Source organism: Paenibacillus sp. KS-LC4, assembly GCF_036894955.1.
In the GTDB taxonomy this organism is placed as follows: Bacteria; Bacillota; Bacilli; order Paenibacillales; family Paenibacillaceae; genus Pristimantibacillus.
In genome coordinates, this window is sequence record NZ_CP145905.1 from 942,532 (window position 1) to 963,954 (window position 21,423).

Annotated in this window: 20 protein-coding genes; 13 read left to right on the top strand and 7 right to left on the bottom strand. The window is 46.6% G+C overall.

The window, feature by feature from the left end; translation table 11 throughout:
- Positions 1-36: 36 nt before the first annotated feature.
- Positions 37-1,575: a glutamine-hydrolyzing GMP synthase gene (guaA, locus tag V5J77_RS04005; RefSeq protein WP_338554506.1), complete on the top strand. Its 1,539-nt coding sequence runs from the start codon at positions 37-39 to the stop codon at positions 1,573-1,575.
- Positions 1,576-1,982: 407 nt separating this feature from the next.
- On the opposite strand, the gene V5J77_RS04010 is transcribed toward guaA, so the two are convergent.
- Both V5J77_RS04010 and V5J77_RS04015 read right to left on the bottom strand, forming a co-directional pair.
- Entirely contained in the window at positions 1,983-3,776 is a 1,794-nt protein-coding gene (locus tag V5J77_RS04010; protein ID WP_338554507.1) for a histidine kinase, read from the bottom strand.
- Between the two features lie 3 nt (positions 3,777-3,779).
- A complete protein-coding gene (locus V5J77_RS04015) occupies positions 3,780-4,496 on the bottom strand; it encodes a response regulator (RefSeq protein ID WP_338554508.1) in 717 nt (238 codons plus the stop codon).
- Between the two features lie 260 nt (positions 4,497-4,756).
- On the opposite strand from V5J77_RS04015, the gene V5J77_RS04020 reads away from it, so the two are divergent.
- From V5J77_RS04020 to V5J77_RS04055, 8 genes are all read left to right on the top strand, one after another.
- Positions 4,757-5,572 carry a sugar phosphate isomerase/epimerase gene (locus tag V5J77_RS04020; RefSeq protein ID WP_338554509.1) on the top strand — a complete coding sequence of 272 codons (816 nt, stop codon included), beginning with the start codon at positions 4,757-4,759 and terminating at the stop codon, positions 5,570-5,572.
- A 101-nt stretch (positions 5,573-5,673) separates the two neighbouring features.
- On the top strand, positions 5,674-6,570 hold the full coding sequence (locus V5J77_RS04025) for a D-glycerate dehydrogenase (RefSeq protein ID WP_338554510.1): 897 nt from the start codon (positions 5,674-5,676) through the stop codon (positions 6,568-6,570).
- 21 nt (positions 6,571-6,591) lie between these two features.
- Complete coding sequence (locus V5J77_RS04030; protein ID WP_338554511.1) at positions 6,592-7,944, top strand: extracellular solute-binding protein; 1,353 nt, start codon at positions 6,592-6,594, stop codon at positions 7,942-7,944.
- An 18-nt stretch (positions 7,945-7,962) separates the two neighbouring features.
- Entirely contained in the window at positions 7,963-8,874 is a 912-nt protein-coding gene (locus tag V5J77_RS04035) for a sugar ABC transporter permease (RefSeq protein WP_338554512.1), read from the top strand.
- The gene (locus V5J77_RS04040; protein WP_338554513.1) at positions 8,874-9,716 is read left to right on the top strand and encodes a carbohydrate ABC transporter permease; all 843 of its coding nucleotides are present in this window, start codon (positions 8,874-8,876) and stop codon (positions 9,714-9,716) included. Before V5J77_RS04035 ends, V5J77_RS04040 begins: the two co-directional genes overlap by 1 nt.
- Positions 9,717-9,736: 20 nt before the next feature.
- Positions 9,737-10,510: a TIM barrel protein gene (locus V5J77_RS04045; protein ID WP_338554514.1), complete on the top strand. Its 774-nt coding sequence runs from the start codon at positions 9,737-9,739 to the stop codon at positions 10,508-10,510.
- Positions 10,511-10,533: 23 nt separating this feature from the next.
- Positions 10,534-11,493 (top strand): sugar phosphate isomerase/epimerase family protein, encoded by a 960-nt coding sequence (locus V5J77_RS04050; RefSeq protein WP_338554515.1) that lies wholly within the window; start codon positions 10,534-10,536, stop codon positions 11,491-11,493.
- A 44-nt stretch (positions 11,494-11,537) separates the two neighbouring features.
- Positions 11,538-12,446 (top strand): sugar phosphate isomerase/epimerase family protein, encoded by a 909-nt coding sequence (locus V5J77_RS04055; RefSeq protein WP_338554516.1) that lies wholly within the window; start codon positions 11,538-11,540, stop codon positions 12,444-12,446.
- Positions 12,447-12,809: 363 nt separating this feature from the next.
- On the opposite strand, the gene V5J77_RS04060 is transcribed toward V5J77_RS04055, so the two are convergent.
- Positions 12,810-13,703: a rhodanese-related sulfurtransferase gene (locus V5J77_RS04060; RefSeq protein WP_338554517.1), complete on the bottom strand. Its 894-nt coding sequence runs from the start codon at positions 13,701-13,703 to the stop codon at positions 12,810-12,812.
- A 295-nt stretch (positions 13,704-13,998) separates the two neighbouring features.
- On the opposite strand from V5J77_RS04060, the gene V5J77_RS04065 reads away from it, so the two are divergent.
- Together V5J77_RS04065 and V5J77_RS04070 are read left to right on the top strand one after the other, a co-directional pair.
- Positions 13,999-14,418 carry a MarR family transcriptional regulator gene (locus V5J77_RS04065; RefSeq protein WP_338554518.1) on the top strand — a complete coding sequence of 140 codons (420 nt, stop codon included), beginning with the start codon at positions 13,999-14,001 and terminating at the stop codon, positions 14,416-14,418.
- A gap of 25 nt (positions 14,419-14,443) precedes the next feature.
- On the top strand, positions 14,444-15,364 hold the full coding sequence (locus V5J77_RS04070) for an oxidoreductase (protein ID WP_338554519.1): 921 nt from the start codon (positions 14,444-14,446) through the stop codon (positions 15,362-15,364).
- 339 nt (positions 15,365-15,703) lie between these two features.
- Here the strand turns inward: V5J77_RS04070 and V5J77_RS04075 are convergent, their stop codons facing one another.
- Complete coding sequence (locus tag V5J77_RS04075; protein ID WP_338554520.1) at positions 15,704-15,994, bottom strand: hypothetical protein; 291 nt, start codon at positions 15,992-15,994, stop codon at positions 15,704-15,706.
- 191 nt (positions 15,995-16,185) lie between these two features.
- Between V5J77_RS04075 and V5J77_RS04080 the strand changes: the two genes are divergently transcribed.
- Complete coding sequence (locus V5J77_RS04080) at positions 16,186-17,169, top strand: HNH endonuclease signature motif containing protein (protein ID WP_338554521.1); 984 nt, start codon at positions 16,186-16,188, stop codon at positions 17,167-17,169.
- A gap of 165 nt (positions 17,170-17,334) precedes the next feature.
- Here V5J77_RS04080 and V5J77_RS04085 read toward each other — a convergent pair whose 3' ends face one another.
- Positions 17,335-18,738, bottom strand: coding sequence for a prolyl oligopeptidase family serine peptidase (locus V5J77_RS04085; protein WP_338554522.1), 1,404 nt, complete (start codon positions 18,736-18,738; stop codon positions 17,335-17,337).
- Positions 18,739-18,939: 201 nt separating this feature from the next.
- Between V5J77_RS04085 and V5J77_RS04090 the strand changes: the two genes are divergently transcribed.
- A complete protein-coding gene (locus V5J77_RS04090) occupies positions 18,940-19,104 on the top strand; it encodes a hypothetical protein (protein WP_338554523.1) in 165 nt (54 codons plus the stop codon).
- 125 nt (positions 19,105-19,229) lie between these two features.
- Here the strand turns inward: V5J77_RS04090 and V5J77_RS04095 are convergent, their stop codons facing one another.
- Positions 19,230-20,546 carry a HAMP domain-containing sensor histidine kinase gene (locus V5J77_RS04095; RefSeq protein ID WP_338554524.1) on the bottom strand — a complete coding sequence of 439 codons (1,317 nt, stop codon included), beginning with the start codon at positions 20,544-20,546 and terminating at the stop codon, positions 19,230-19,232.
- Positions 20,546-21,223, bottom strand: a complete 678-nt coding sequence (locus V5J77_RS04100) for a response regulator transcription factor (RefSeq protein WP_338554525.1) — start codon at positions 21,221-21,223, stop codon at positions 20,546-20,548. Before V5J77_RS04100 ends, V5J77_RS04095 begins: the two co-directional genes overlap by 1 nt.
- Positions 21,224-21,423 lie beyond the last annotated feature (200 nt).

A 21,423-nucleotide genomic window follows, 5' to 3' on the forward strand; every position in this document is an offset into this window, starting at 1 on the left:
TATATAATTACTACATTAATTGAGGGAGGCTCGGTAATGAACAAGCCAAATGAAATCATCATTGTTCTGGACTTCGGAGGACAATACAATCAGCTAATCGCACGCCGCATTCGTGATTTGGGCGTATACAGCGAATTGCTGCCATTTAACACATCGGTTGAGCGCATTCGTGAAATTCAGCCGAAAGGGATTGTGTTCTCAGGAGGTCCAGCTAGCGTATACGAAACGGACTCGCCGCTTGTTGACCCGGCAATCTACGATTTGGGAATTCCGATCTTTGGCATTTGCTACGGCATGCAGCTGATGTCGCATCAATTGCAAGGTAAAGTAGAGCGCGCTGGCAAACGGGAATATGGTAAAGCAGAGGTTGATTTTACACCGGACAGCCGTTTGACTCAGGGCCTAGATGCTTCTCAAACTGTATGGATGAGCCACAGCGACCTCGTAGTCGAGCCGCCAGCAGGCTTCGTCGTTGATGGAAGCACGGAGCATGCTCCAATTGCGGCAATGAGCAACCCGGACAAGCATTTCTATGCGGTGCAATTCCATCCGGAGGTTCGTCACTCTGTATTCGGCAATGAAATGATTCGCAACTTCCTCTACAACATTTGCGACTGTGACGGCAACTGGACGATGGAGAGCTTCATCGAGGATACCGTTCGTGATATTCGCGATCAGGTTGGCGACAAGAAGGTGCTATGCGCCCTTTCTGGCGGCGTAGATTCCTCTGTTGTTGCGATTTTGCTGCACAAGGCGATCGGCGATCAGCTTACTTGTATGTTTATTGACCACGGCTTGCTCCGTAAGGATGAAGCAGAAGGCGTTATGGAGACGTTCGTGGGCAAATTCGATATGAAGGTTCTTAAAATCGACGCGAAGGAACGCTTCATGGGCAAGCTTGCCGGAGTGGATGATCCTGAGCAAAAACGTAAAATCATCGGCAACGAGTTTATTTACGTATTCCAAGAAGAGTCTGACAAATTGGATGACTTTGAATTTTTGGCGCAAGGCACGCTGTATACGGATATCGTAGAGAGCGGTACAGCTACAGCCCAAACGATCAAATCCCACCACAATGTCGGCGGTCTGCCGGAAGACATTAAGTTCAAGCTTGTAGAGCCGCTTAAAGCGCTATTCAAGGATGAGGTTCGTAAAGTCGGCTCCGAGTGCGGCTTGCCAGATGCGATCGTATGGCGTCAGCCGTTCCCAGGTCCAGGTCTTGCGATTCGTGTGCTTGGCGAAGTAACGGAAGAGAAGCTGACGATCGTACGCGAGTCGGATGCGATTCTTCGCGATGAAATTGCCAAGGCTGGTCTTGACCGCGAAATTTGGCAGTACTTCACTGCGCTTCCGAATATGAAGAGCGTAGGCGTTATGGGCGATGCCCGCACGTATTCCTACACGGTAGGTATCCGCGCTGTTACTTCCATCGACGGAATGACAGCAGACTGGGCACGTATCCCTTGGGACGTATTGGAGAAAATCTCCGTTCGTATCGTCAACGAAGTGGACAATGTTAACCGTATCGTTTATGACGTAACTTCGAAACCGCCAGCTACGATTGAGTGGGAATAATTGTGGTGGATCAATGTCATCAAATCGTCTGTATCCTTGATTGATATAGGGTTGCAACGGTCTTGCTATTGAATTTCCACTCACAACTGCGACAATAGAGTGCTAAAATTTCTCTCTTTTATTTGCGTTTTTTAGCGAATAGAAGGGAGTTTTTTTGTGACCAAATGAAAGAACTCAATTGAACGAAGAGCCATAAAATCTTTTGACTGCTACTTTTTAGGATTGGGAGAGATTGGAAGAGGAGAGGGCAATGGCAGCCTACAAGTGAAGTTGAGGGTAGCGAGGGGCGTCCAGCAGTGTCTACAAGACTTTCTGGACAGCCCCTCTTCGTATTATCAGGTCAATCAGATATTGCTGGTTGGCCTATTTTCACAGTCACCCCTGCATAATGGCTGCTTGTCAGCCGTTTATGCTTGGGAACGGTCATTCAGACTTAAGGGAATCACGATCTCGACCTGTGTGCCCCAACCGGGCTTGGAGCGGATCACCAGAGAGGAGGAGGTTCCGAATTGCAGATGTAGCCGCTTATAGGTGTTGGACAAGCCGATATGGCTGTTCTGGCTGTCATCGGAGCTGTCCAGTGAGCAGCGCAGCTTGCTCCTGATCTGATTCAGGCGATTGGGAGCCATGCCTGTTCCGTTGTCGGTTACGCTCAGTACCAGTTGCCCGCCCCTGGCGCGAATTTTGATCCGAATGATTCCGGTTCCCTTTTTGTTCTTGATGCCGTGATACAGCGCATTCTCGACAAGTGGCTGAAGCAGCAGCTTGGTCACATAGTAATGCAGAACCGTTTCGTACACATCCCATACAACGCTGAATTTATCGCCATAGCGATATTTGAGAATCTCGATATAGCTGCGCGTATATTTCAGCTCGTCCTCCAGCGGAATCAACCGAGCTTGAACATCCAGTGAAAACTTCAATATATCTCCCAAATGTTCTAGCATGGCATTCGCTTCGTTAGGCTTGCCCGTTAGCTTAAGCACCTTCCAATAAATGGTTTGAATCGTATTGAGCAGAAAATGCGGATTCATTTGTGACTGCAACGCCTTAAGCTCAATGACTTCGTAACGATATTTCCGCTCGGAAAGCTGCACGGACAAATAGTTGTTTTCAACAAATGTTTTGAGCACGTTTTGGATAATGTAATGATACACATCCGACGGTTTTTTTTCGATTTTGGAGACGACGCCTCCCTTCTGTGCGGACTGGATAATGTTCAATATCATTTTAACATTGTCATAATTTTTGCGGGTCAGTACATAAGCGAGCACAGCGCCAATCAGGAAGCAAGCCGCGAGTAGAGAGAAGGTGAGCTTGGCCAGAGAATTCGGCACCTTGTACAGGCTTTTCTCCGCAATTACGGTGACGAAGCTCCAGTGGTACGAATCGGACTGAACTCTGGATATAAGATTGGAGCCTGCAGCTAAAGGCAAGGTGAAGATGGTGAGCTCGCTTGCAGCCACCTCTTCGATCTGTTTGTCCGTCAGAGGCGCTGATTGAGCACTGCTGATTATAAGCTGTCGGTTTGCGTCAAGTACATAAAATTGCTGCTCGGGCAGCTTCTTCAACTGCTCCAACTTCTTATTGATGTAATCTGTCGAAATGTTCATAATCAGAATGCCGTCATTGCCCGATGGCTGTCCAAGGCTAAGTCGGCGGTAGAATGTAATGACCTCCTTAGAGGGCTCAAATGAATATTCCTTGATGGCGCGCGGCTCCGCCCACATCGATTCATGCTCATGGTTCTCAAGCGAACGTTGCCAAGCGCTGTCGTAGGATTGCTCCAGATAATCAACGCCATAGTTGCTGTTGTAAAATCGACCGTAGTCGTTTGGTATATACATATATATCGAATGGATGTACGGTCTTGTAATGGCCGGTACATTCACAAATTGCCGCAGGGTATCAAACAGTGTCAAATCGCCAAACGACAGACTCGGCTCCTTCAGAATATGACTCAGGTTCTGCTTGATGACCGGATTCGAGAAATACAAGGAAACGGCGTCCAGCTCATTAAAAATCAAATTAAAGGTGTCAATCGTCTGGTGGAGTGAATTGGAATTGTTTAAAATAATAGTATCTTTAATCTGGGTTTTGATAATTAAATGAAACAAGCCGCCTAGCACTAAAATCGGTATAAACATGGGCAGAATAACAGCAATGAAGTTTTTTACAAAAAAAGTGTGTACCGTTTTCACCCTTTATTCGACCCTCCAGTCTCGTGGCGGCTTGCCATAATATTTATGAAAGGCGCGGGTGAAATTTTTGGAATTGGTATATCCAACCATCTCGCTTACCTGATAAATTTTGTAGCGCAAATCCTCCAGCAGTTCCTTAGCCATCTCCATTCGCCGGGCCAACAGCAGCTCGGAATAATTGTGACCGGTCTTGTCCTTAATAAATTTGCTGAGATATTGCGGTGTCATAAAAACCTGTTCCGCGGCCTCCTCCAGACTAGCAGTGGCGAGGTTTCTCTGGATATATTGACGGACGGTCGTTACAACCTTGTGCTCTCCTGTGTTTTCCGTCCTATGGACATTAGAAGCTTTCAGCTCCTCATTCAATTTTTGAAACGTATCCACCAGCTCATCGTATCTGGTAGGCTTAACAATATAATTTTTAACTCCATACAGAAGCGCCTTCTGAGCATATTCGAATTCCCGATGTCCACTCAAAAATACGATTTTGACCGGTAAGCGCTTACTAAATATTTCGTGGGCCAGATCCAGTCCGTCCATAACAGGCATAAGAATATCGCTTAAAATCACATCAATATGCTCTGACTCCAGTATGGCAAGAGCATCAACGCCGTTTTCCGCCTCTCCAGCAATTTCAAATCCGATTTCTCGCCACGGGAAATAGTTGCGAAGCCCGAGCCTGGTTTCCCTTTCATCATCTACGAGCAGAAGTCTGTGCATGTCATCCCCCCGTGTTAACAAAATGGACAAATATCTTTCACATTTTCAGTATAGCTTGCACCGGTGTATAACTCCATAGCCGTATCGCAATAAATTAAGGATGGATATATTTTCGTAATTAATGATACCTTTCTTGAAATGGATGCTTCAAACTGCATAAGTACGGATGCCCTATCGTAACTGAAACGCCTATAGATCGCAAAATGTAAGTGCTATCATGGAATGGAGCCGACAATATGTATTCTCTAGGGGGGGAAACAATGGGCATCAAGTTTGGATGTCACGGTTACACATGGCAGTTGTCTTATGAGACACAATCGGATAATTTGCCACATATTATGAATGTTATCGCAGCCGGAGGCTTCAAAGGACTGGATACGCAAGTTGTGATGCTGGGCCGATTCGACAACTCGCCTCAATTTTTGAAGGAGGAGTTGCACAAGAGGGGGCTTGACCTTGCGGCCTTGACCTTGTCACTGAAGTGGACGGGCAGTGAGGAAAGCGACGAGGAGCGGGAAACGGCAGATTATTATATTAATTATCTGAAGCATTTTCCTCATGCCTTGCTCAATATCGTGCAGATGCCCGGAAACAATCGAGAGCAATTGCAGCGAAGACAGCGCGATCTGCTCCGTTGTGTCAACGAGATCGGCAGAAGGGCAGCGGAGCAGGGGGTAGTCGCTTCGTTCCATCCCAATTCGCCGCCAGGCTCCTTGTTCCGCACGGGCGAGGATTACAAGGTGATGTTCGATGGACTGAACAGCACGGTTATCGGCTATACGCCGGATGCTGGCCATATCGCATGCGGCGGTATGGATGTGGCAGAGGTATTCGAGCAATACAGACCGTTTATCCGGCATGTGCACTTCAAGGACGCATCCGCGAGCCATGTGTGGGAATCGATGGGTGAGGGCATCATTGATTTCCCTCGGATTGTTAAGCATTTGCACGATACGGGCTACAATGGCTGGATCATGGTGGAAGAGGAATCGGCGAAGGCGGTGGCGGATCCGGACGGAGCCATGATGATGAATAGTCGTTATGTGACAGAAAGCTTGCTTCCTTATACGAAATAAAAAAACATCTGAAGAAAGAAGGGTTACCCATCAAACCTAGGGTCGTATTGACGGAACCAACGTGGCCAGCTCCTTATGCTAAGCTGAAGGAGCATTGTGATGTGCGGGTATGGGAGGGCGGGGGAACGATTCCGCGGGAGGTGCTGCTGGAATGGGCTGCAGATGCTGAAGGTATATTAAGTGTCGGGCATACGATTTCAGTGGACGAGACATTATTGAAAGCGGCACCAAAGCTGCGTGCTCTGGCACAGGTAGGCAAGGGCTATGACAATATTGATGTTGCCGCCTGTACGGCAAGAGGCATTCCATTCGGCAATACGCCGGGCGTGCTGGCCGATGCGACCGCGGATCTGGTATTCGGCATTATGCTGTCGGCGATGCGCAGAATCCATGAGGGCTGGCAACTAGTCAAGGCGGGTCAGTGGCAGGAAGTGATGGGCAGCGATCTGTATGGCAAAACGCTTGGCATCGCGGGCATGGGCGATATTGGCACCGCGGTGGCTAGAAGGGCGCGGGCAAGCGGCATGAATATTATCTATTGTAATCGAAAGCGCAGCCCGCATGAGGCGCAACTGGAGGCCAGACATGTCAGTCTTGACGAGCTGCTGAAGCAGTCGGATTGTGTCGTGGTGCTTGTGCCACTGACCAGCGATAGTAAAGGCATGTTTGGCAAGGAGCAATTTGATCGTATGAAGCCATCGGCTTATTTTGTAAACGCTTCACGAGGAGCGCTGGTGCAGACATCTGCACTATACGAGGCTTTGCGAGAGAACAAGATCGCATATGCTGCACTGGATGTGACTGACCCGGAACCACTGCCGGGAGATCATCCTTTACTGGATTTACCCAATGTGCTGGTAACCCCGCATATTGGCAGCGCAACCTTGGAGACACGTACACGCATGGCGATGCTGGCGGTAGACAATTTGTTGTGCGGAATTGCAGGGCAGCCAATGCCATCCTGTGTCAATCCATCATTCTATTCAAATCGATCATAGTAAACAATAGGGGGAGATCAAATGTTCAATTTTCATAAATCCATGATAGCGGGAATGATCTTGCTGCTGAGTACTACGCTTCTGCTGTCCGCATGCTCCGGCTCGAATACGGAAGGCAAAAACGGAAGCAATGGCTCCGAAACGACCGGAGACAAAGAAGTGACGCTGCGTTTCTCCTGGTGGGGAGGCGAGAGCCGGCATCAGGCCACGCTGGAGGCAATCAAGATGTATATGGACGAGCATCCGAATGTTACCATTGAAGCGGAATACGGTACTTTCGACGGTTATTACCAGAAGCTTCAGACGCAGCTTTCCGGCGGAGCGGCTCCGGATCTGATCCAGCTTGATTATTTGTGGATTAATGATCTGGTCAGTCAAGGCGATTTGTTCGTGGATTTGAATACGCTGGGAGATACCATTGATTTGAGCGAATTCGACGAGCAATTCCTGAAGGATTGGGCGATTATCAATGGCAAGCTGCAAGGCCTGCCTACCGGAATCAATGCATTGACAGCGATTACGAACAAAACGTTTATGGAGCGTGAAGGGCTGCCGACTGACATAGATTGGACCTGGGAGCAGGTGCTGGAGGAGGGCGAAAAGCTGCATCAGAATAACGCAGATTACTATTTTATTAATTCCGATCTGGCTACGCTCACGGAGAAGATTGTACCGTCCTATCACAGTCAATTGACAGGCCGATATTTAGTAAACAACGATTATTCTCTGGGCTTCGATCAGCAATCCATGACCCAGACGTTCGCTTTCCTACATTCCTTGTTTGAACGCGGCGTTTTGCAGCCGCTTGGAGAAAGTGCATTGTACAATGCCAAGACAGAGCAAAATCCGAAGTGGATTAACGGCCAAACAGCGATGACAATTGCCAATGTTACGGATATTCCGAAGCATCGCGGGACAGCAGTTGGTTTCGACATTGCAACTACGCTGTTCCCGATCAAGGATAATGCAGTTTCCTCTGGTCTTAATGCAAGACCGTCACAATTGATCGGCATTAACCAAAATTCCAAAAATATCGAAGAAGCGGCAAAATTCCTGGATTGGTTCTTCACGAACGAGCAAGCGACGCTGACACTGGGCGTGGAGCGCTCCATCCCGGTCAGACCGACTGCGAAGAAGCTGCTCCTTGATCATAACGGGCTGGATCAGGTTGTTGCGGGAGCTCTGGATACTGCGCTTGCTCATCAGGATGCCGCTCCGAGCTATATCAATAATAATCAAGAGTTGCTTAAAATTTCCAATGAAGTCGTTGAGAAGGTAGCATTCGGCAAGGTTTCTCCGGAAGCGGGTGCCAAAGAAATGGTGGAAAGATATGAGTCCAAGCTGAAAGAAATCGAGGCGGCAACCAAAAAATAATGAAATAAGGTGGTACACATGATTCGTTCAACAAGCATTTTCAAACGTTCGGAGAACAGGCAATGGGCAGGTCTGTTGTATGTCTTGCCATTCATTATCGGTATGCTTGTGTTCAAGCTGTATCCTTTTATGTCTTCATTCTATTATTCGTTTACCGATTTTAGTTTGTTGAGAAAAGAAACGTTTATTGGTCTGTCCAACTACGTCTACATGTTCACCAAGGACCCGCTGTTTTTTCCGTCCTTGAAGGCAACCTTCTTGTATGTGTTGCTTTCGGTACCTGGAAAGCTTGGTTTTGCACTGATCATTGCCGTTATTCTGAACATGAAGCTGAAGTTTATTTCATTGTATCGCACGATCTACTATCTCCCGTCTATTCTTGGCGGGAGTGTAGCCATCGCGGTTCTGTGGCGCTCGATGTTCACTGTTGACGGAATTGTTAATCAATTTCTGATTTCCATCGGTATTCCGGCTGTGAACTGGTTTGGCATTCCTTCGCTGGCAATAATGTCGATCAGCTTGCTGACGATCTGGCAATTCGGTTCATCGATGGTTCTGTTTCTGGCCGGGCTGAAGCAAATCCCGAAGGATATGTACGAAGCCGGAACAATTGATGGCGCTTCCAAGCTGAGGATGTTCTTCAGCATTACGTTCCCTCTGCTGACGCCTATTCTGTTTTTTAACCTTATTATGCAGACAGTTAATGCCTTCCAGGAGTTTACGGCTGCTTTTCTGATTACGAACGGCGGACCTTTGAACAGTACCTATTTGTTTGGACTGAAGCTGTATCAGGATGCGTTCCAATTTTCCAAAATGGGTTATGCCTCGGCGTTGTCCTGGATATTATTTATCTGCATCATGCTGTTTACGATTATTGCTTTTAAATCGCAGAAATATTGGACTCATTATGAAGATGGGGGCAAATTTTGATGACTATGCGGATACGTATAAGCAGAATGGGCAGAATCGTATTTTTGACGGTTTTTGGCGCCATCCTGATATATCCGATTTTGTGGATGCTCAGCGCCTCTTTCAAGCCTATGCATGAAATTTTCTCAACGGTAAGCTTGCTTTCGTCTCAATTCCAAATCAACTCCTACATTAACGGCTGGAAGGGCACAGGGCAGTTCGGATTCAGCACCTTCTTCTTCAACTCATTGCTGATGGTGGTACCTACGGTTATCGCCACTGTTATATCCAGTCTGCTTGTGGCTTACGGCTTTGCGCGTTTTCGGTTCCCGGGCAAAAATATGTTGTTTTCCTTAATGATTGCTACGTTGATGCTGCCTAATGCGGTCATTATTATCCCGAGTTACCTGCTATTCCGTAGCTTTGGCTGGTTGGATTCGTACTGGCCGTTTATTATTCCGGCGGCGTTTGCCACGTATCCCTTTTTTATCTTTATGATGGTGCAATTTTTGCGAGGTCTTCCACGTGATCTAGATGAATCGGCAGTTATGGACGGCTGCAATTCCTTCAAAATATTGACGCATATTTTATTGCCGTTGAGCAAGCCGGCGGTCGTGTCCGCTGCTGTATTCCAGTTTATCTGGACCTGGAACGATTTCTTCAACTCTCTGATTTTTATTAACAGTGTCAAAAAATATCCAGTGTCCCTTGGTTTGCGCATGTCGCTGGATACCTCTTCGATTTCGAACTGGGATCAGGTAATGGCTATGTCGGTTGTCTCCATTATTCCATGTTTGGTGGTGTTCTTTATGGCACAGCGTTATTTTGTGGAAGGTATTGCAACAACGGGTATTAAAGGATAACCCGCAACGGAGGGAACACAATGAATCATCACTCACCTGTATTTGTGGCAGCCTCGGTATACGGTACGCTGGCAGAGCGGCGTGGACAAGCTTATATTGCCGCCATGGCGGCGCGCTCCGGGGCAGCGGGTTTTGAAATTCGGCGGGAGCTGCTTGAGGGAGATGAGCCGCCGTATGAAGAATTGCGGGCCGCCGTTCAGGGCGGCGGTCTGCGCACCGCCTATTCCGTTCCCGTGGAGCTGTGGGGAAGCGACGGAAGCCTGAACCGCGAACAACTGCTTCGTGCATTGGAGGAAGGCAGGAAGCTGGGGGCAGAAATTCTGAAAACAACCTTGGGTGGCTATCGCCGTAGCTTGTCCGATCTGTCTGCACTGCGCGTCTGCTTGGAGGAGGCTGGGTACATGAAGCTGCCCATACAACTGACCGTAGAGAACGACCAGAGCGAGCATGGAGGACGTCCCGCTGAGCTGAAGTCCTTCCTGGATGCTTGCGCGGAGCTTCATATTCCGGTTCGAATGACCTTTGATGTTGGCAACTGGTTATGGCTCGGCGAGGATATTGTAGCGGCAGCGCAATTGCTCATGCCTTATATCGTATATGTTCATTTCAAGTGGTCGGCAACCTGCGACGGTGTTATGGCGGCTGCCCCGCTGCCCGCAGATGCCGATGCCCGCTGGAGAGACGTGTTGTCCTGCTTCTCCGCGGAGTTGCCGCGGGTAATTGAATTTCCGATAGCCGCGGAGGACCTGGAGCAGGCGACCCGCTATTACGTGGAGCTGTTGTCACAAGCCTAGATAATGAGAGGAGACGACCAATCATGTCGGTGCAGAATTATATCATCAAAAATGAACGGATCAGGAATGTATTTTTGGAGCTGAAGCAAAGCGGGAAATTCAATGGTCAGCAACGCCTGAATTTCTCATGGAGCAATTGGGGCTTTGGCTTAGAATCGCTGGAGGATACGGCGAAACGGTTACAGAAGGCCGGTATACGCTATATCGAGCTGCATGGTAATCATTACGGTGGCGATCTAGGCTACAAGGTAAAGGAAACGCTAGCGGTGCTGGATGAACATGATATCAAGGTGTCCGGTGTCTGCGGCATGTTCTCAGTGGACAATGATTTATCCAGCAACCGTGCCGTTCATCGACAGGCGGCGATTGATTACCTGAAGCGGGAAATCGAGTTTACCGAAGCGGTTGGAGGAAGCTATTTGCTCGTTGTACCGGGGGCTGTCGGACGTGCGGCCAGATATGACGATATGGAGTTTGATCGCAGCGTCGAGACGCTGCGCCTGGTGGCCGATTTATTCGTCAAGCATGGCGTGAAAGCGGCTATTGAGCCAATTCGCTCTGCGGAGGTTAGCTTCGTCCATTCGATCGCGGACGCCCAGAAATATATTCGCACTGTAGACCATCCCGGCATCAGACATATTAATGCCGATATCTATCATATGCAGGCGGAGGAAGCCCATATCGGAGAATCGCTGCTGGCTGCGGGTGAGCAACTCGTCAATCTCCATCTGGCGGACAGCAATCGCTGCGCACTTGGAGAGGGTTCGCTTGATCTGGATACCGTCATTATGGCGCTGTATGTGCTTGGCTACAATCGGGAGGGACGCTTCGTAACGCCGGAGCCGCTTGGTCCCGGAGGAGATCCCTATCCGGCAATGTACGGCAAGCCGGACAAGGCATTGCTGGATCACATGGTGATACAATCGGCAGCTTATTTCCGTGAGCGTGAGGAAGCGCTTCTGAGCCAGCCCGGACATAGCTAGGGCAAAGCCCCATAGGCGGCATTTAACGATAGGGAGTGAATCGAATGACACAGCAACTTTTTTTGCCATCATTGCTTATACCGGAAATCTATCATCCCGTTATGAATGACAAGGGACATACGGCAGGTCTGATCGAGGAGTTGGGCTCGGAGGGCTTCTACCGCTCCTTCGAAATTTGCGATGGCTTTGATGCGGAGGATCGGGGACGGATTCGGACGGCGGCACAGGCTAACGGACTTGTTATTACACAATGGTTGACGTTCTTTATTTACCGCCACAATCTGGATGTGTCTTCGCTGGACTCCTCCTTGCGGCTGGAGACGGTGCGACGGATCAAGGAAAATCTGTACCTGGCCGCTGAATGTGGCGCATCCAACGTTGCGTTTATCCCTGGCCCCGACCCGGGTATCGAGCGGCGCAAGGAAGGCTTCGAAGCCTTCTATGAGAGCTTGTGCGCCATTTGTGAGGAAGCAGCTTCGTACAATCTGACGATATTGGTGGAGCCGCTGGATCGGGATGCCCACAAGAAACGGCTTGTAGGCCCTACAGAGGACGCGGTTGCACTCCTGTCCATGGTGAGACAGCAATATCTCAATGTGGGTATCGCTTTTGATACTGCTCATGCGGCGCTAAACGGTGAAAATATCGAGCAGGCTATTGCTCTGGCTGGATCATGCTTGGAACAAATTCATTTCTCCAATGCCATTCTGGACAAGGAAAGCGAAGGATATGGCGATCATCATATGCCGATTGGCCTGCCAGGGTTTCTGACAACGGAAAAAATGGCTTCTATCCTGAGGGCGGTCGGACAGCCGAATGACCCGGAAGGGAAGGGAGTGCGCATTGCCATGGAAGTCAGAAGCAATGAACAAAGCGATATAGAGCAGAATGCCAGATCAGCCAGAACGATTCTGGAATCTGCGATTCAGATGGCAGGTAAGGAATCGGTATAACCGTTAGAGGCTTTCTCTCTAATCTTGTTCAAAATTACTCTCTTCTATTTGCGTTGTTTCGCAAATAGAAGAGAGTTTTTTGCATTTTGTGAGAGGACAAGTTGTCTAAGCGTTCAAGTTCATACCGCTTGTGACTTATTTCCCATGCCTTGTACAGAGATGCTGTATTTTAAACAGTTCAATTCAGAAGCGGAGATTCAGCAAGAGGTGGAAGATTACATTTACTATTACAACTACCAGTGCCTTGAAGTCACACTTAAACAACGCGCACCGATTGAATATCAATGCACGTTGACTGCTTAGCTTATTTAATCTGTCTGCTTGACGGAGGTATGACCAGAGAGTTTTTTAATTTTCAACCAATTAAACGCTCGTCACATGCTCCTCGCAATCGAGAGAACAGAAGCCGTGATGAGTCTCCTCACAGTCCGGGCATACAATATGCTGACGGTGGCAAGTATCATCCGCGCAGTTAATATACGTTTCCGCTGGAGCTTCGCAGTGATAGCATTTTCCGACGACGACAGCTTCATCTGTGCGGTTAATGGTCACCGAAATCCGCTCATCAAACACATAGCATTTGCCATCGAAAAGCCTGCCTTGAACTTCCTCATCCTTTCCGTAGGTGACAATGCCTCCATCAAGCTGATAAACATCCTTGAAGCCTTCGCTTAGCATGACGCCAGTCAGCTTCTCACAGCGGATACCGCCTGTGCAGTAAGTGATGATCGGCTTGTCCTTCATGTCCGCCATATTTTCGCGAAGCCATTCCGGAAATTCCTTGAAGGTTTTAAGATCAGGTCTAATAGCATTGCGGAAATGTCCAAGATCGTATTCGTAATCGCTGCGGCCGTCCAGCACAATAACATCTTCTCTTAGCAGATAGTCGTGGAACTCTTTGGGAGATAGATGTGTGCCAGTTAGCGTATTGGGATCAAGAGGCTTGTCGTAGCGAAGCGTAACGAGCTCTTTTTTGTAACGGACGAACATTTTTGGAAAAGCATGCGCATCGGCTTCATCGATTTTAATGACGATATCAGCAAATAACGGATTGGCGCGCAGGTCGCGCATATATTGCTCGGTTTGCTCAACCGTTCCCGATACGGTGCCGTTAATACCCTCGTCCGCAATAAGAATGCGGCCTCTTAAGTTTAACTCCTTGCAGTAAGCCAAATGCTCGGCCGCGAATTGCTCCGCATCCGGAATTGCAACAAATTTATAATACAGTAAAACCTGATAGTTGGAAGGGTTGTTCATTGCCAGATTCCTTTCTGTAACGAAGTTGAGAACATTATATATTGTAATAGACATAAGAGATGTTCACAACACCAACGGGGCGTATTATTTCGCTTTGGGGCTATCAATTTTAAATCCAAACGAGTTATTTTCTGCTATTTGATCACTTTACGACCTGCATCAATTGAACCTTTTTATCGGTTATCGCTTTGGCATAGGGTTAAACGAAGGTCGCGTTTATTATTTGACTTAATTATAGCTTAGTTATAAGATATATTTAAGGTAGCTGGAGTGTATGGAGAGGATGTTGTACGAAATGGACAGTTTGAAGCTTGAGTATTACGGCAAGCTGTTTCAAAGCTTCGAGATACTGGAGCGAAAATGGATGAAGGATTGGAATCAGAACAATCAAGTAGGGCTTTCCAAAAGCCATATTCGAATTCTCGGAATATTGCATGATAAAGGTCCGCAAAGACCCTCTAAGCTCGCGGATGATCTGAACATAACGACAGGCGGCATAACCCTGCTTACTAAAAAGATGCTTGATGATGGTTATATCATCCGCTCAGAGAGCCATCGCGACCGCAGAGTCGTGCAATTGGAAATTAGCGAAGCAGGCAAGGCTATTTTGTCCACCGCCCAAGAAGAAATTAATCGGCTCATGGAAAATATGTTTAATAAGATGACGTTGGAAGAAATGCAGACAATGGCTGTTCTTTTGAACAAGCTGCTATAACTATTAAAAAAGGAGTGCATATGCAATGAGCGCAGGTTGGACTAAAGACAGCATGACAGATGTGTCAGGGCAAGTCGTCATCGTTACAGGTGCGAATAGCGGATTAGGCTTTGAAACAGCAGCAGCTCTAGCGGAAAGAAAGGCTAAGGTTGTGCTTGCGGTTCGAAATATGGAGAAGGGACGAGAGGCGGCTGGCAAAATAAAGTCGGCCTATCCGGGGGCACATGTGGCACCGATGCAGCTTGATCTTGGTGATTTGAATAGCGTTAGAGCGTTCGCTGCGGATTTTATAAATCAATATGAGGCCTTGTCTATTCTTATTAATAATGCAGGCATTATGATTCCTCCGCATCGCTTGACCAAGGATGGCTTCGAATCACAGTTTGGCGGTAATCATTTGGGCCATTTTGCGCTGACGGGATTGCTCTTGCCAAAGCTTAAGGCTGCTCCAAATGCGAGAGTAGTTACAGTTAGCAGTATAGCTGCCCATAACGCGGCTATTGACTTCAACAATTTAGACGGAGCCAAAGGATACAGCGCCATTAAATTTTATGGGCAAAGCAAGCTGGCTAATCTCATGTTTGCGAGGGAGCTACACAACAGGCTGAATTCCAACCATATAGATGTGGCAAGCGTCGCTTGTCATCCGGGAATATCGAATACTAATTTGTTTTCCTTTGGTTCAGGAAAGCAAGCCAATGCATTCATGCGAATGCTTACCGGCCTATTAAGTCAGCCCGCACATATGGGGGCACTGCCGACGTTGTATGCTGCAACAGCACCGACCATTAAGGGCGGGGAGTATATTGGCCCTGATGGCAGAGGTGGCAGAAAGGGTTACCCGAAGAGTGCCGAAATTATTAATAAATTATACGATGCTGAAATTTCGAACCGGCTATGGAATATTTCTGAAAGCTTAACGGGCGTTTCTTATAAGTTCGACTAGCGCGTATAGACAAAGCAAAATCAGGCTGTTGAGGACTTTAGATGGATTTGTAGAACTTTGTAGGAATTTGGAGGACTGAGGAGCCGCTATATTTGCTTTTCAGCGGATTTGCGGTGCTAAGCGGACAGGAGAGCCGTTAAGGCACGCAATTACTTATCCAAATAAGGATTTGTCATGCGATAGCGTCTCCTGAGTCCGCATCCCCGGTCATATCCTGATATTTACTTGAAATAGCTGCCCCTGAGTCCGCGGAGACTGGCAAGCGATATAAGAAAACCCTTCTGTGTGCAAGATACCGCAGCCAGAAGGGATTTTTATAATATTTGCTATGAGACGAGCTTACTTTGGATATTGCAATGGGATGAAATTATTGAATATGCCCGCAGCCGTGATCTTCTCAGATTTACTGATTTCGGTTGTGCATACGTTCAAAAATACATAGCTTTGGCAAGTGCTGACCTTATCAATAATCGTTGTGCCAAGCAGGTCCACGCCAAGATTGATAATAAGGCTATCGCTTTCCTCTTTGATGTGTCCTTTCAGCCATTCGGCATATTGCTGCTTGCTAGGAACCGTTACAGCAGCTATTACAAGTAAGAATAGAACGATGATAACCGTATATTTTTTCATAACCAACCTTCCTTTATGTACATAATCATATTTCTGAATCACTAGCAGCTTGCCAAGCTGCTTTAAGCCAACAGATGCCTCAAATAAATGAATTGGAATATGTTAGTCTGTATATAGGCATTATAGCTAGTTCGCAGCATAAGAGGAATACATTTTTGACAGAACAAGACAAGATGGAATGGGAGTAGCATATGACTTTTATAGAAAAATGGCTGCACATCATTAGAAGTTGCAGCTTCGATAACACATACAAAATGGCATGGGCAAAAGCAATTACAGAAATAGCAGTAGAATATGAAGAACAGTCAAAAATGGAAGCGTCGAGGCATGTGGAAGTTCAATTAAGAGAAATTGCAAAGAAGGTACTGCGCTATTATTTTGAACAAACGATGTTTTTTAATCTTCAACAAAGCTCGAATCCAGTAAAGCCACCTGTTATGGTCAGCACTTCTAAAACGCTTATAGCGGCTTATCAGGCTCAATCAGGTACAATGAAGCCTATAAAATGGTTCAGATCGAAAATCGAATCCGTATGCAGCAAAGAGTATGAGAAAGCAGTTCGTGAAATTGTACGAGCACTAAAAACAGATGTAAGTTATCGTTTTTTGCGGGTTGAAGGTAAAGAAGTGGAAGGTGTCTACAAGTATGAGCAAAAAGCAGATAGCTTGTTCATTCAAAAAGAAAACTTGCTTGCATTAAAACAAAACCGATTAGTTGTTGTCGATGCTATTAACTATCGTTGGACGCAAATGCTAGAGAATTTTAATCACTCACCTAGGTTATCGAAAAAATTACGAATTATAGATGATGACGAGGTAAGTCGAAGGTCGTTAGGTAAGTTTGCATCCTATCTTTTCGTTGAAAATCCTGATTCTCATTGCTTCATATGTAACTTGAAAATTGAAGATGAAACGCCATCTATAGATCATGTTATTCCATGGTCCTATCTATATTCCGATGATTTATGGAATCTTGTGTTTGCCCATCAATCATGTAACAGCAGTAAATCAAATGTAGTGCCCAATGAGATGATGATTCAGCGGCTTGAGGAGAGGAATAAAACCCTGTTTCAACTTTTAGAGGAATTAGGAAAGCTTGATAAACATGTTTCAGAACTGGAATTTGCTATTGACAGTAATCTTGTCCGCAAGTTTTGGATTGCTTGTCAGGGCTAATTAATATGGGTGAGGGGAAGACGAGGGTGAAAACATACAACAAGCTTGTACGGGATAAAATACCTCAAATCATTGTTTTTCAGGTGCGAATGTGCAGCTGCGTAAAGTCTTCAACACATTCGCACCTTAAGAAAAGATAAAGATATACTTATCATTTAACTTTCATCATTTTGTTTGCTTTGCCAGCCATTCCATAAGAGTGACAGCTTTACCGTCCACCTTCACAGGTTTGCCATTATAGTCCTTGGACACTTCATTGTTCAGTACATAAATCCAGGACCAGTGGCCATTGTATTCATATGGACTATTGTTTCCATTACCTTTGACATACTGGCCGCTCAAATCGAGCACGGTATCAAAATAAGAATAATGCACATTAGAAGCACCGGCAGCAACGAGCCTCTTATAAGTAGGCGTAGTGTTTTTTGAGGTATCTACCGTTTGATCTGCCCCAGCAGCAGTAAACCAAATCGGAGTATTTTTAAGCTTGGCGATGTCTTTGTTCGTTAGCCATGAGTCTGAGTAGGCCTCTGCCGACGGATAAGCCGCTGCAAAATAATTAGGATTCGCAAGAAGCATATTCAGGGTCATAAATCCGCCGTTTGAGCAGCCGCCAATATAAATGCGCTTCGGATCAATATTCGCCTTATTGTCTTTAACATATTGCTTGATTAACGCCGTCAAGGCACCTGTATACATGCTGCCGCCATCCTGCGTATATTGCCCGGTTCCGTTATTCATCCAGAAGGTAGGCGTTTGAGGGACAAGGACGGCTGCTTTGCCAAAAAGCTTCTGTATAGAGTCTTCAACCAATGCGGTTACCCGGTTTCCCAATAAAGCGACCCGAGGATCGGTTCCCCCTTCGCCAGCGCCGTGCAGCCAAATGATGAGCGGGAGCTTCTTCTCGTCGGAATCAGGCAAATAGGAGGCATAGGTTAGCGCGATATCGCCATGCTTAGCGTCTTTATAATTGAATTTCCCTGTAATATCAAATTTGTCGACAGCCTCTTCCAATACCGTATGCGGAGTTTCCTTCGTCGTCGTCAAATCATTAATGGCGTTTCCTGCATTATCCTTGAGCACTTTCTGCTGTATGATTGTATATTGAAGATCCACATATTGATTCGTAAAGGTTTGCAGATCAAAGCTAAACGTGCTTGCCGTTGCAAGATCAGGATGAACGCTCATCTCAAGGGTAATGTACCGGCCGGTTTGCTGATCCAGCTTATTGCCTGACTCGTCGGAAAGGTAGGTGTTCGTTATTTTTCTGCTGCTGCTATCGAAGGCGTCATAGGAGCTTTGGGTTTCGAAGTTGAACATCGGATAATTGCGCTCTACGAGTACCTTGAAGCTGTCGGCAGCCAGCGAGCTTCCTTGAATCGTGCTCCCGGTGTTCAGGACGATTTTATGTACGCTTGGCCCCCAGTCAAAGCCCTTCACAATTAGAGAGTAGGAAGGCTGTACAGCTTTAGAATCAGAATTGTTTGCGCTTACATTTGAAAGCGCAAAGCTAGTTGAGGTAACCGCCAAAACAAGCAGGCTCGATAATAATCCTTTGTTCATCTTCATGATCATGCTCCTCCATTTCAATTTGCAGCTTTATGTAAGCGTATCACTTCAACCAAAAAATGACAACTTATATTGATGTACAAAGCGCCGCCCTCCATTTCCCTAAAAATATTTCCACAAAAATTCATATCCATTTAAGGTTGCTTGTCTATAATAGGAAATGTTCACATAAATATGGGACAGGAATGAGAGGTTACCATTATGAAAAAGACATTAGCGGCAAGTATGCTGATGATCAGTATTATGTTCAGCAGCACATTGGCGTCAGGCGCAGCAGCATCGGACAACTTAAATCGACTACAAGGCAACCCAAGCTCAATCGAGAGCGCACAACCAGATGGAGCGGACCAGTCTGCTTCCAAATAGGCGAGCACACCTTAACGATTGCAAAATAGCCAAAAAAGACTGATGAGCCGTCATCAGTCTTTTTTGTACGTATTTCGCATTTATACAGGTGTCGCACACAGGAGCCGCTTGTCGCTAGCCCCTTCCTAATCCCCGCGAGACAGATGAATATAAAAGCTCGTTGATTCGCCAACCGTACTTTTTGCGTAAATTTTCCCCTTATGCTGCTCGATAATGGATTTGGCAATCGCCAAACCAAGTCCGTAGCCGCCTTGCTTGCGCGCTCTGGAGGAATCGGTTCGGTAAAAGCGGTCAAATATGCGGGGCAGATGCTCAGCGGCAATTCCTTCACCGGTGTTGGTGACCGTAAGCACAACATCGTTTTGCTGCTTCTGGAGCGACAGCGTAACCTTCCCCTTGGCGCTTGTGTATTTGACCGCATTGTCCAGCAAAATCATGACGACTTGCTTGAGCTGCTCACTGCTGCCCTGCACCATTAAATCTGGTTCTATCTCATAATCCAGAGACACATTTTTTTCAAATATGACAGCTTCCATTGTTAAAATAATATTTTCAACCGCTTCACTCATATTGAGCTTTCTGTAGATCATGCCTGTTCGGGTATCATCCATTTCCGTTAAATACAGCAGGTCATTGGTCAGCTTCGTCATTCTTTCTGTTTCTGATTTGATGTAGTGCAGCCACTTCGCCTGATTGTGAATGGTATCTTCACTATTGGAAAGCAGCACATCTGTATTCGTGTTAATGATCGTAAGCGGTGTTTTCATTTCATGTGAGGCATCGGCGATAAATTGCTTCTGTTTATCGAAGGCTTCCTTCACGGGTCTGATCGACTGGTTTGCGAAGAAGCGGCTGGTGAAAAACAAGATGATCAGCATCGCGAGCCCAACGAAAGAAAACGTATAAATTAAATTGGTCAAAATCTCCTGCTGGGCGGTGACGTCAAGGAAGACCAGGCTATAGCCTTCATTGGTCTGCTGCTTGATAAAAGCCCAGTGGCTCCCATCCAAATTGAACTGTCCGGTGTTTTTATTTTCCTTAGACGCCTCCTGCACCGCAGCGATGCAAAATGCCTCGTCAACTGTAAATGGAGAGTTCGTGCTGGTAATATTCCAATCGGCATCCGTTTTCAACATAAAGGCAACCGAACGCTCCGGCCGTGAATCTTCATTATCCGTAGGCCCGCTATCTATGGGGCCACTATCTATAGCCCCATTTATAGGCGGAGAAGTAGAATCTCCCTTGTGCCTGCCGGAGGGGGAAGAATCAGAACCGCCAAAGGGCTTCTGATAAAAATCGGCTACGCGGTGAATCTCGTCGTTAATATCCGCCTTCACATTCCGGTACGTAATAACGTAGATAGAGGCGAAGGCGATCAGCATAACGACCGAAATAATGACCAGGTTAACGATAAGAAACCGATTTCTGAGCTTTGTGAACATTAGGCAGTCACCTCTAATACATACCCTACGTTACGAATCGTATTAATGCGTACCGTCGAATGCAGAAACGTAAACTTTTTCCTCAAAAAAGAGATGTATACCTCCACATTGTTGTGCTCCGCCTCGGAGTCAAAGCCCCATAGCTTCTCAATAATCAGCTCCTTGGAGGTAATCGCCTGCTTTCTGACGATCAGCAGCTCCAATAGGGCACTTTCCTTCAAATTGAGCTTTATTTCATTACCTTTAACGGAAAGCTTCAAATTCGTCGTGTTTAATTCAATATCTCCGAACTTTAACGCATCCTCCGGCACGACCTCGCCTTTGCGCCTTAGTGCAGCCCGTATACGGGCAAGCAGCTCCTCTGATGAAAAAGGCTTGGCAATATAGTCATCGGCTCCATGGTCAAGTCCGGCCACCATGTCGGTAATTTCCCCTTTTGCAGTAAGCAGAATGACAGGGGTAGATATGCCCTCTTTCCGCAGCTGGGTAAGCACGCTAATTCCATCCATCTCCGGCATCATAATATCAAGCAGCAGCAAATCATAGATGCCGCTTCGCGCGTAGTCGAGCCCGGAAACGCCATCATGGACGGCGTCAACGGCGTAATTATGCTTCTTTAATATTTGACTCAAAGCTTCAGCTAAATGAAGCTCATCTTCTACAATTAAAATTCTCATGGACAGTCATCCTTTATATAGAGGTTGTGAATATAGAGAAAGAACAATGAAATGATAGGCTTTCCTATATTTTTAATAAGGCCATTATACCAAGATTACCTTTAGTCAACCTTAATGTTTGCTGCGGTTCTTTTCATGCAGCGCAGTTTTATCCGCACCCTTCTTTTAAAATATTGTAAATTCATTTAAGTTTCGTTAAA

Coding starts and splice junctions, on each gene's coding strand:
- guaA (WP_338554506.1), top strand. CDS start 37: ATGAACAAGCCAAATGAAATCATCATTGTTCTGGACTTCGGAGGACAA.
- V5J77_RS04015 (WP_338554508.1), bottom strand. CDS start 4,496: ATGCACAGACTTCTGCTCGTAGATGATGAAAGGGAAACCAGGCTCGGG.
- V5J77_RS04020 (WP_338554509.1), top strand. CDS start 4,757: ATGGGCATCAAGTTTGGATGTCACGGTTACACATGGCAGTTGTCTTAT.
- V5J77_RS04030 (WP_338554511.1), top strand. CDS start 6,592: ATGTTCAATTTTCATAAATCCATGATAGCGGGAATGATCTTGCTGCTG.
- V5J77_RS04035 (WP_338554512.1), top strand. CDS start 7,963: ATGATTCGTTCAACAAGCATTTTCAAACGTTCGGAGAACAGGCAATGG.
- V5J77_RS04040 (WP_338554513.1), top strand. CDS start 8,874: ATGACTATGCGGATACGTATAAGCAGAATGGGCAGAATCGTATTTTTG.
- V5J77_RS04045 (WP_338554514.1), top strand. CDS start 9,737: ATGAATCATCACTCACCTGTATTTGTGGCAGCCTCGGTATACGGTACG.
- V5J77_RS04050 (WP_338554515.1), top strand. CDS start 10,534: ATGTCGGTGCAGAATTATATCATCAAAAATGAACGGATCAGGAATGTA.
- V5J77_RS04055 (WP_338554516.1), top strand. CDS start 11,538: ATGACACAGCAACTTTTTTTGCCATCATTGCTTATACCGGAAATCTAT.
- V5J77_RS04060 (WP_338554517.1), bottom strand. CDS start 13,703: ATGAACAACCCTTCCAACTATCAGGTTTTACTGTATTATAAATTTGTT.
- V5J77_RS04065 (WP_338554518.1), top strand. CDS start 13,999: ATGGACAGTTTGAAGCTTGAGTATTACGGCAAGCTGTTTCAAAGCTTC.
- V5J77_RS04070 (WP_338554519.1), top strand. CDS start 14,444: ATGAGCGCAGGTTGGACTAAAGACAGCATGACAGATGTGTCAGGGCAA.
- V5J77_RS04075 (WP_338554520.1), bottom strand. CDS start 15,994: ATGAAAAAATATACGGTTATCATCGTTCTATTCTTACTTGTAATAGCT.
- V5J77_RS04080 (WP_338554521.1), top strand. CDS start 16,186: ATGACTTTTATAGAAAAATGGCTGCACATCATTAGAAGTTGCAGCTTC.
- V5J77_RS04085 (WP_338554522.1), bottom strand. CDS start 18,738: ATGAAGATGAACAAAGGATTATTATCGAGCCTGCTTGTTTTGGCGGTT.
- V5J77_RS04090 (WP_338554523.1), top strand. CDS start 18,940: ATGAAAAAGACATTAGCGGCAAGTATGCTGATGATCAGTATTATGTTC.
- V5J77_RS04095 (WP_338554524.1), bottom strand. CDS start 20,546: ATGTTCACAAAGCTCAGAAATCGGTTTCTTATCGTTAACCTGGTCATT.
- V5J77_RS04100 (WP_338554525.1), bottom strand. CDS start 21,223: ATGAGAATTTTAATTGTAGAAGATGAGCTTCATTTAGCTGAAGCTTTG.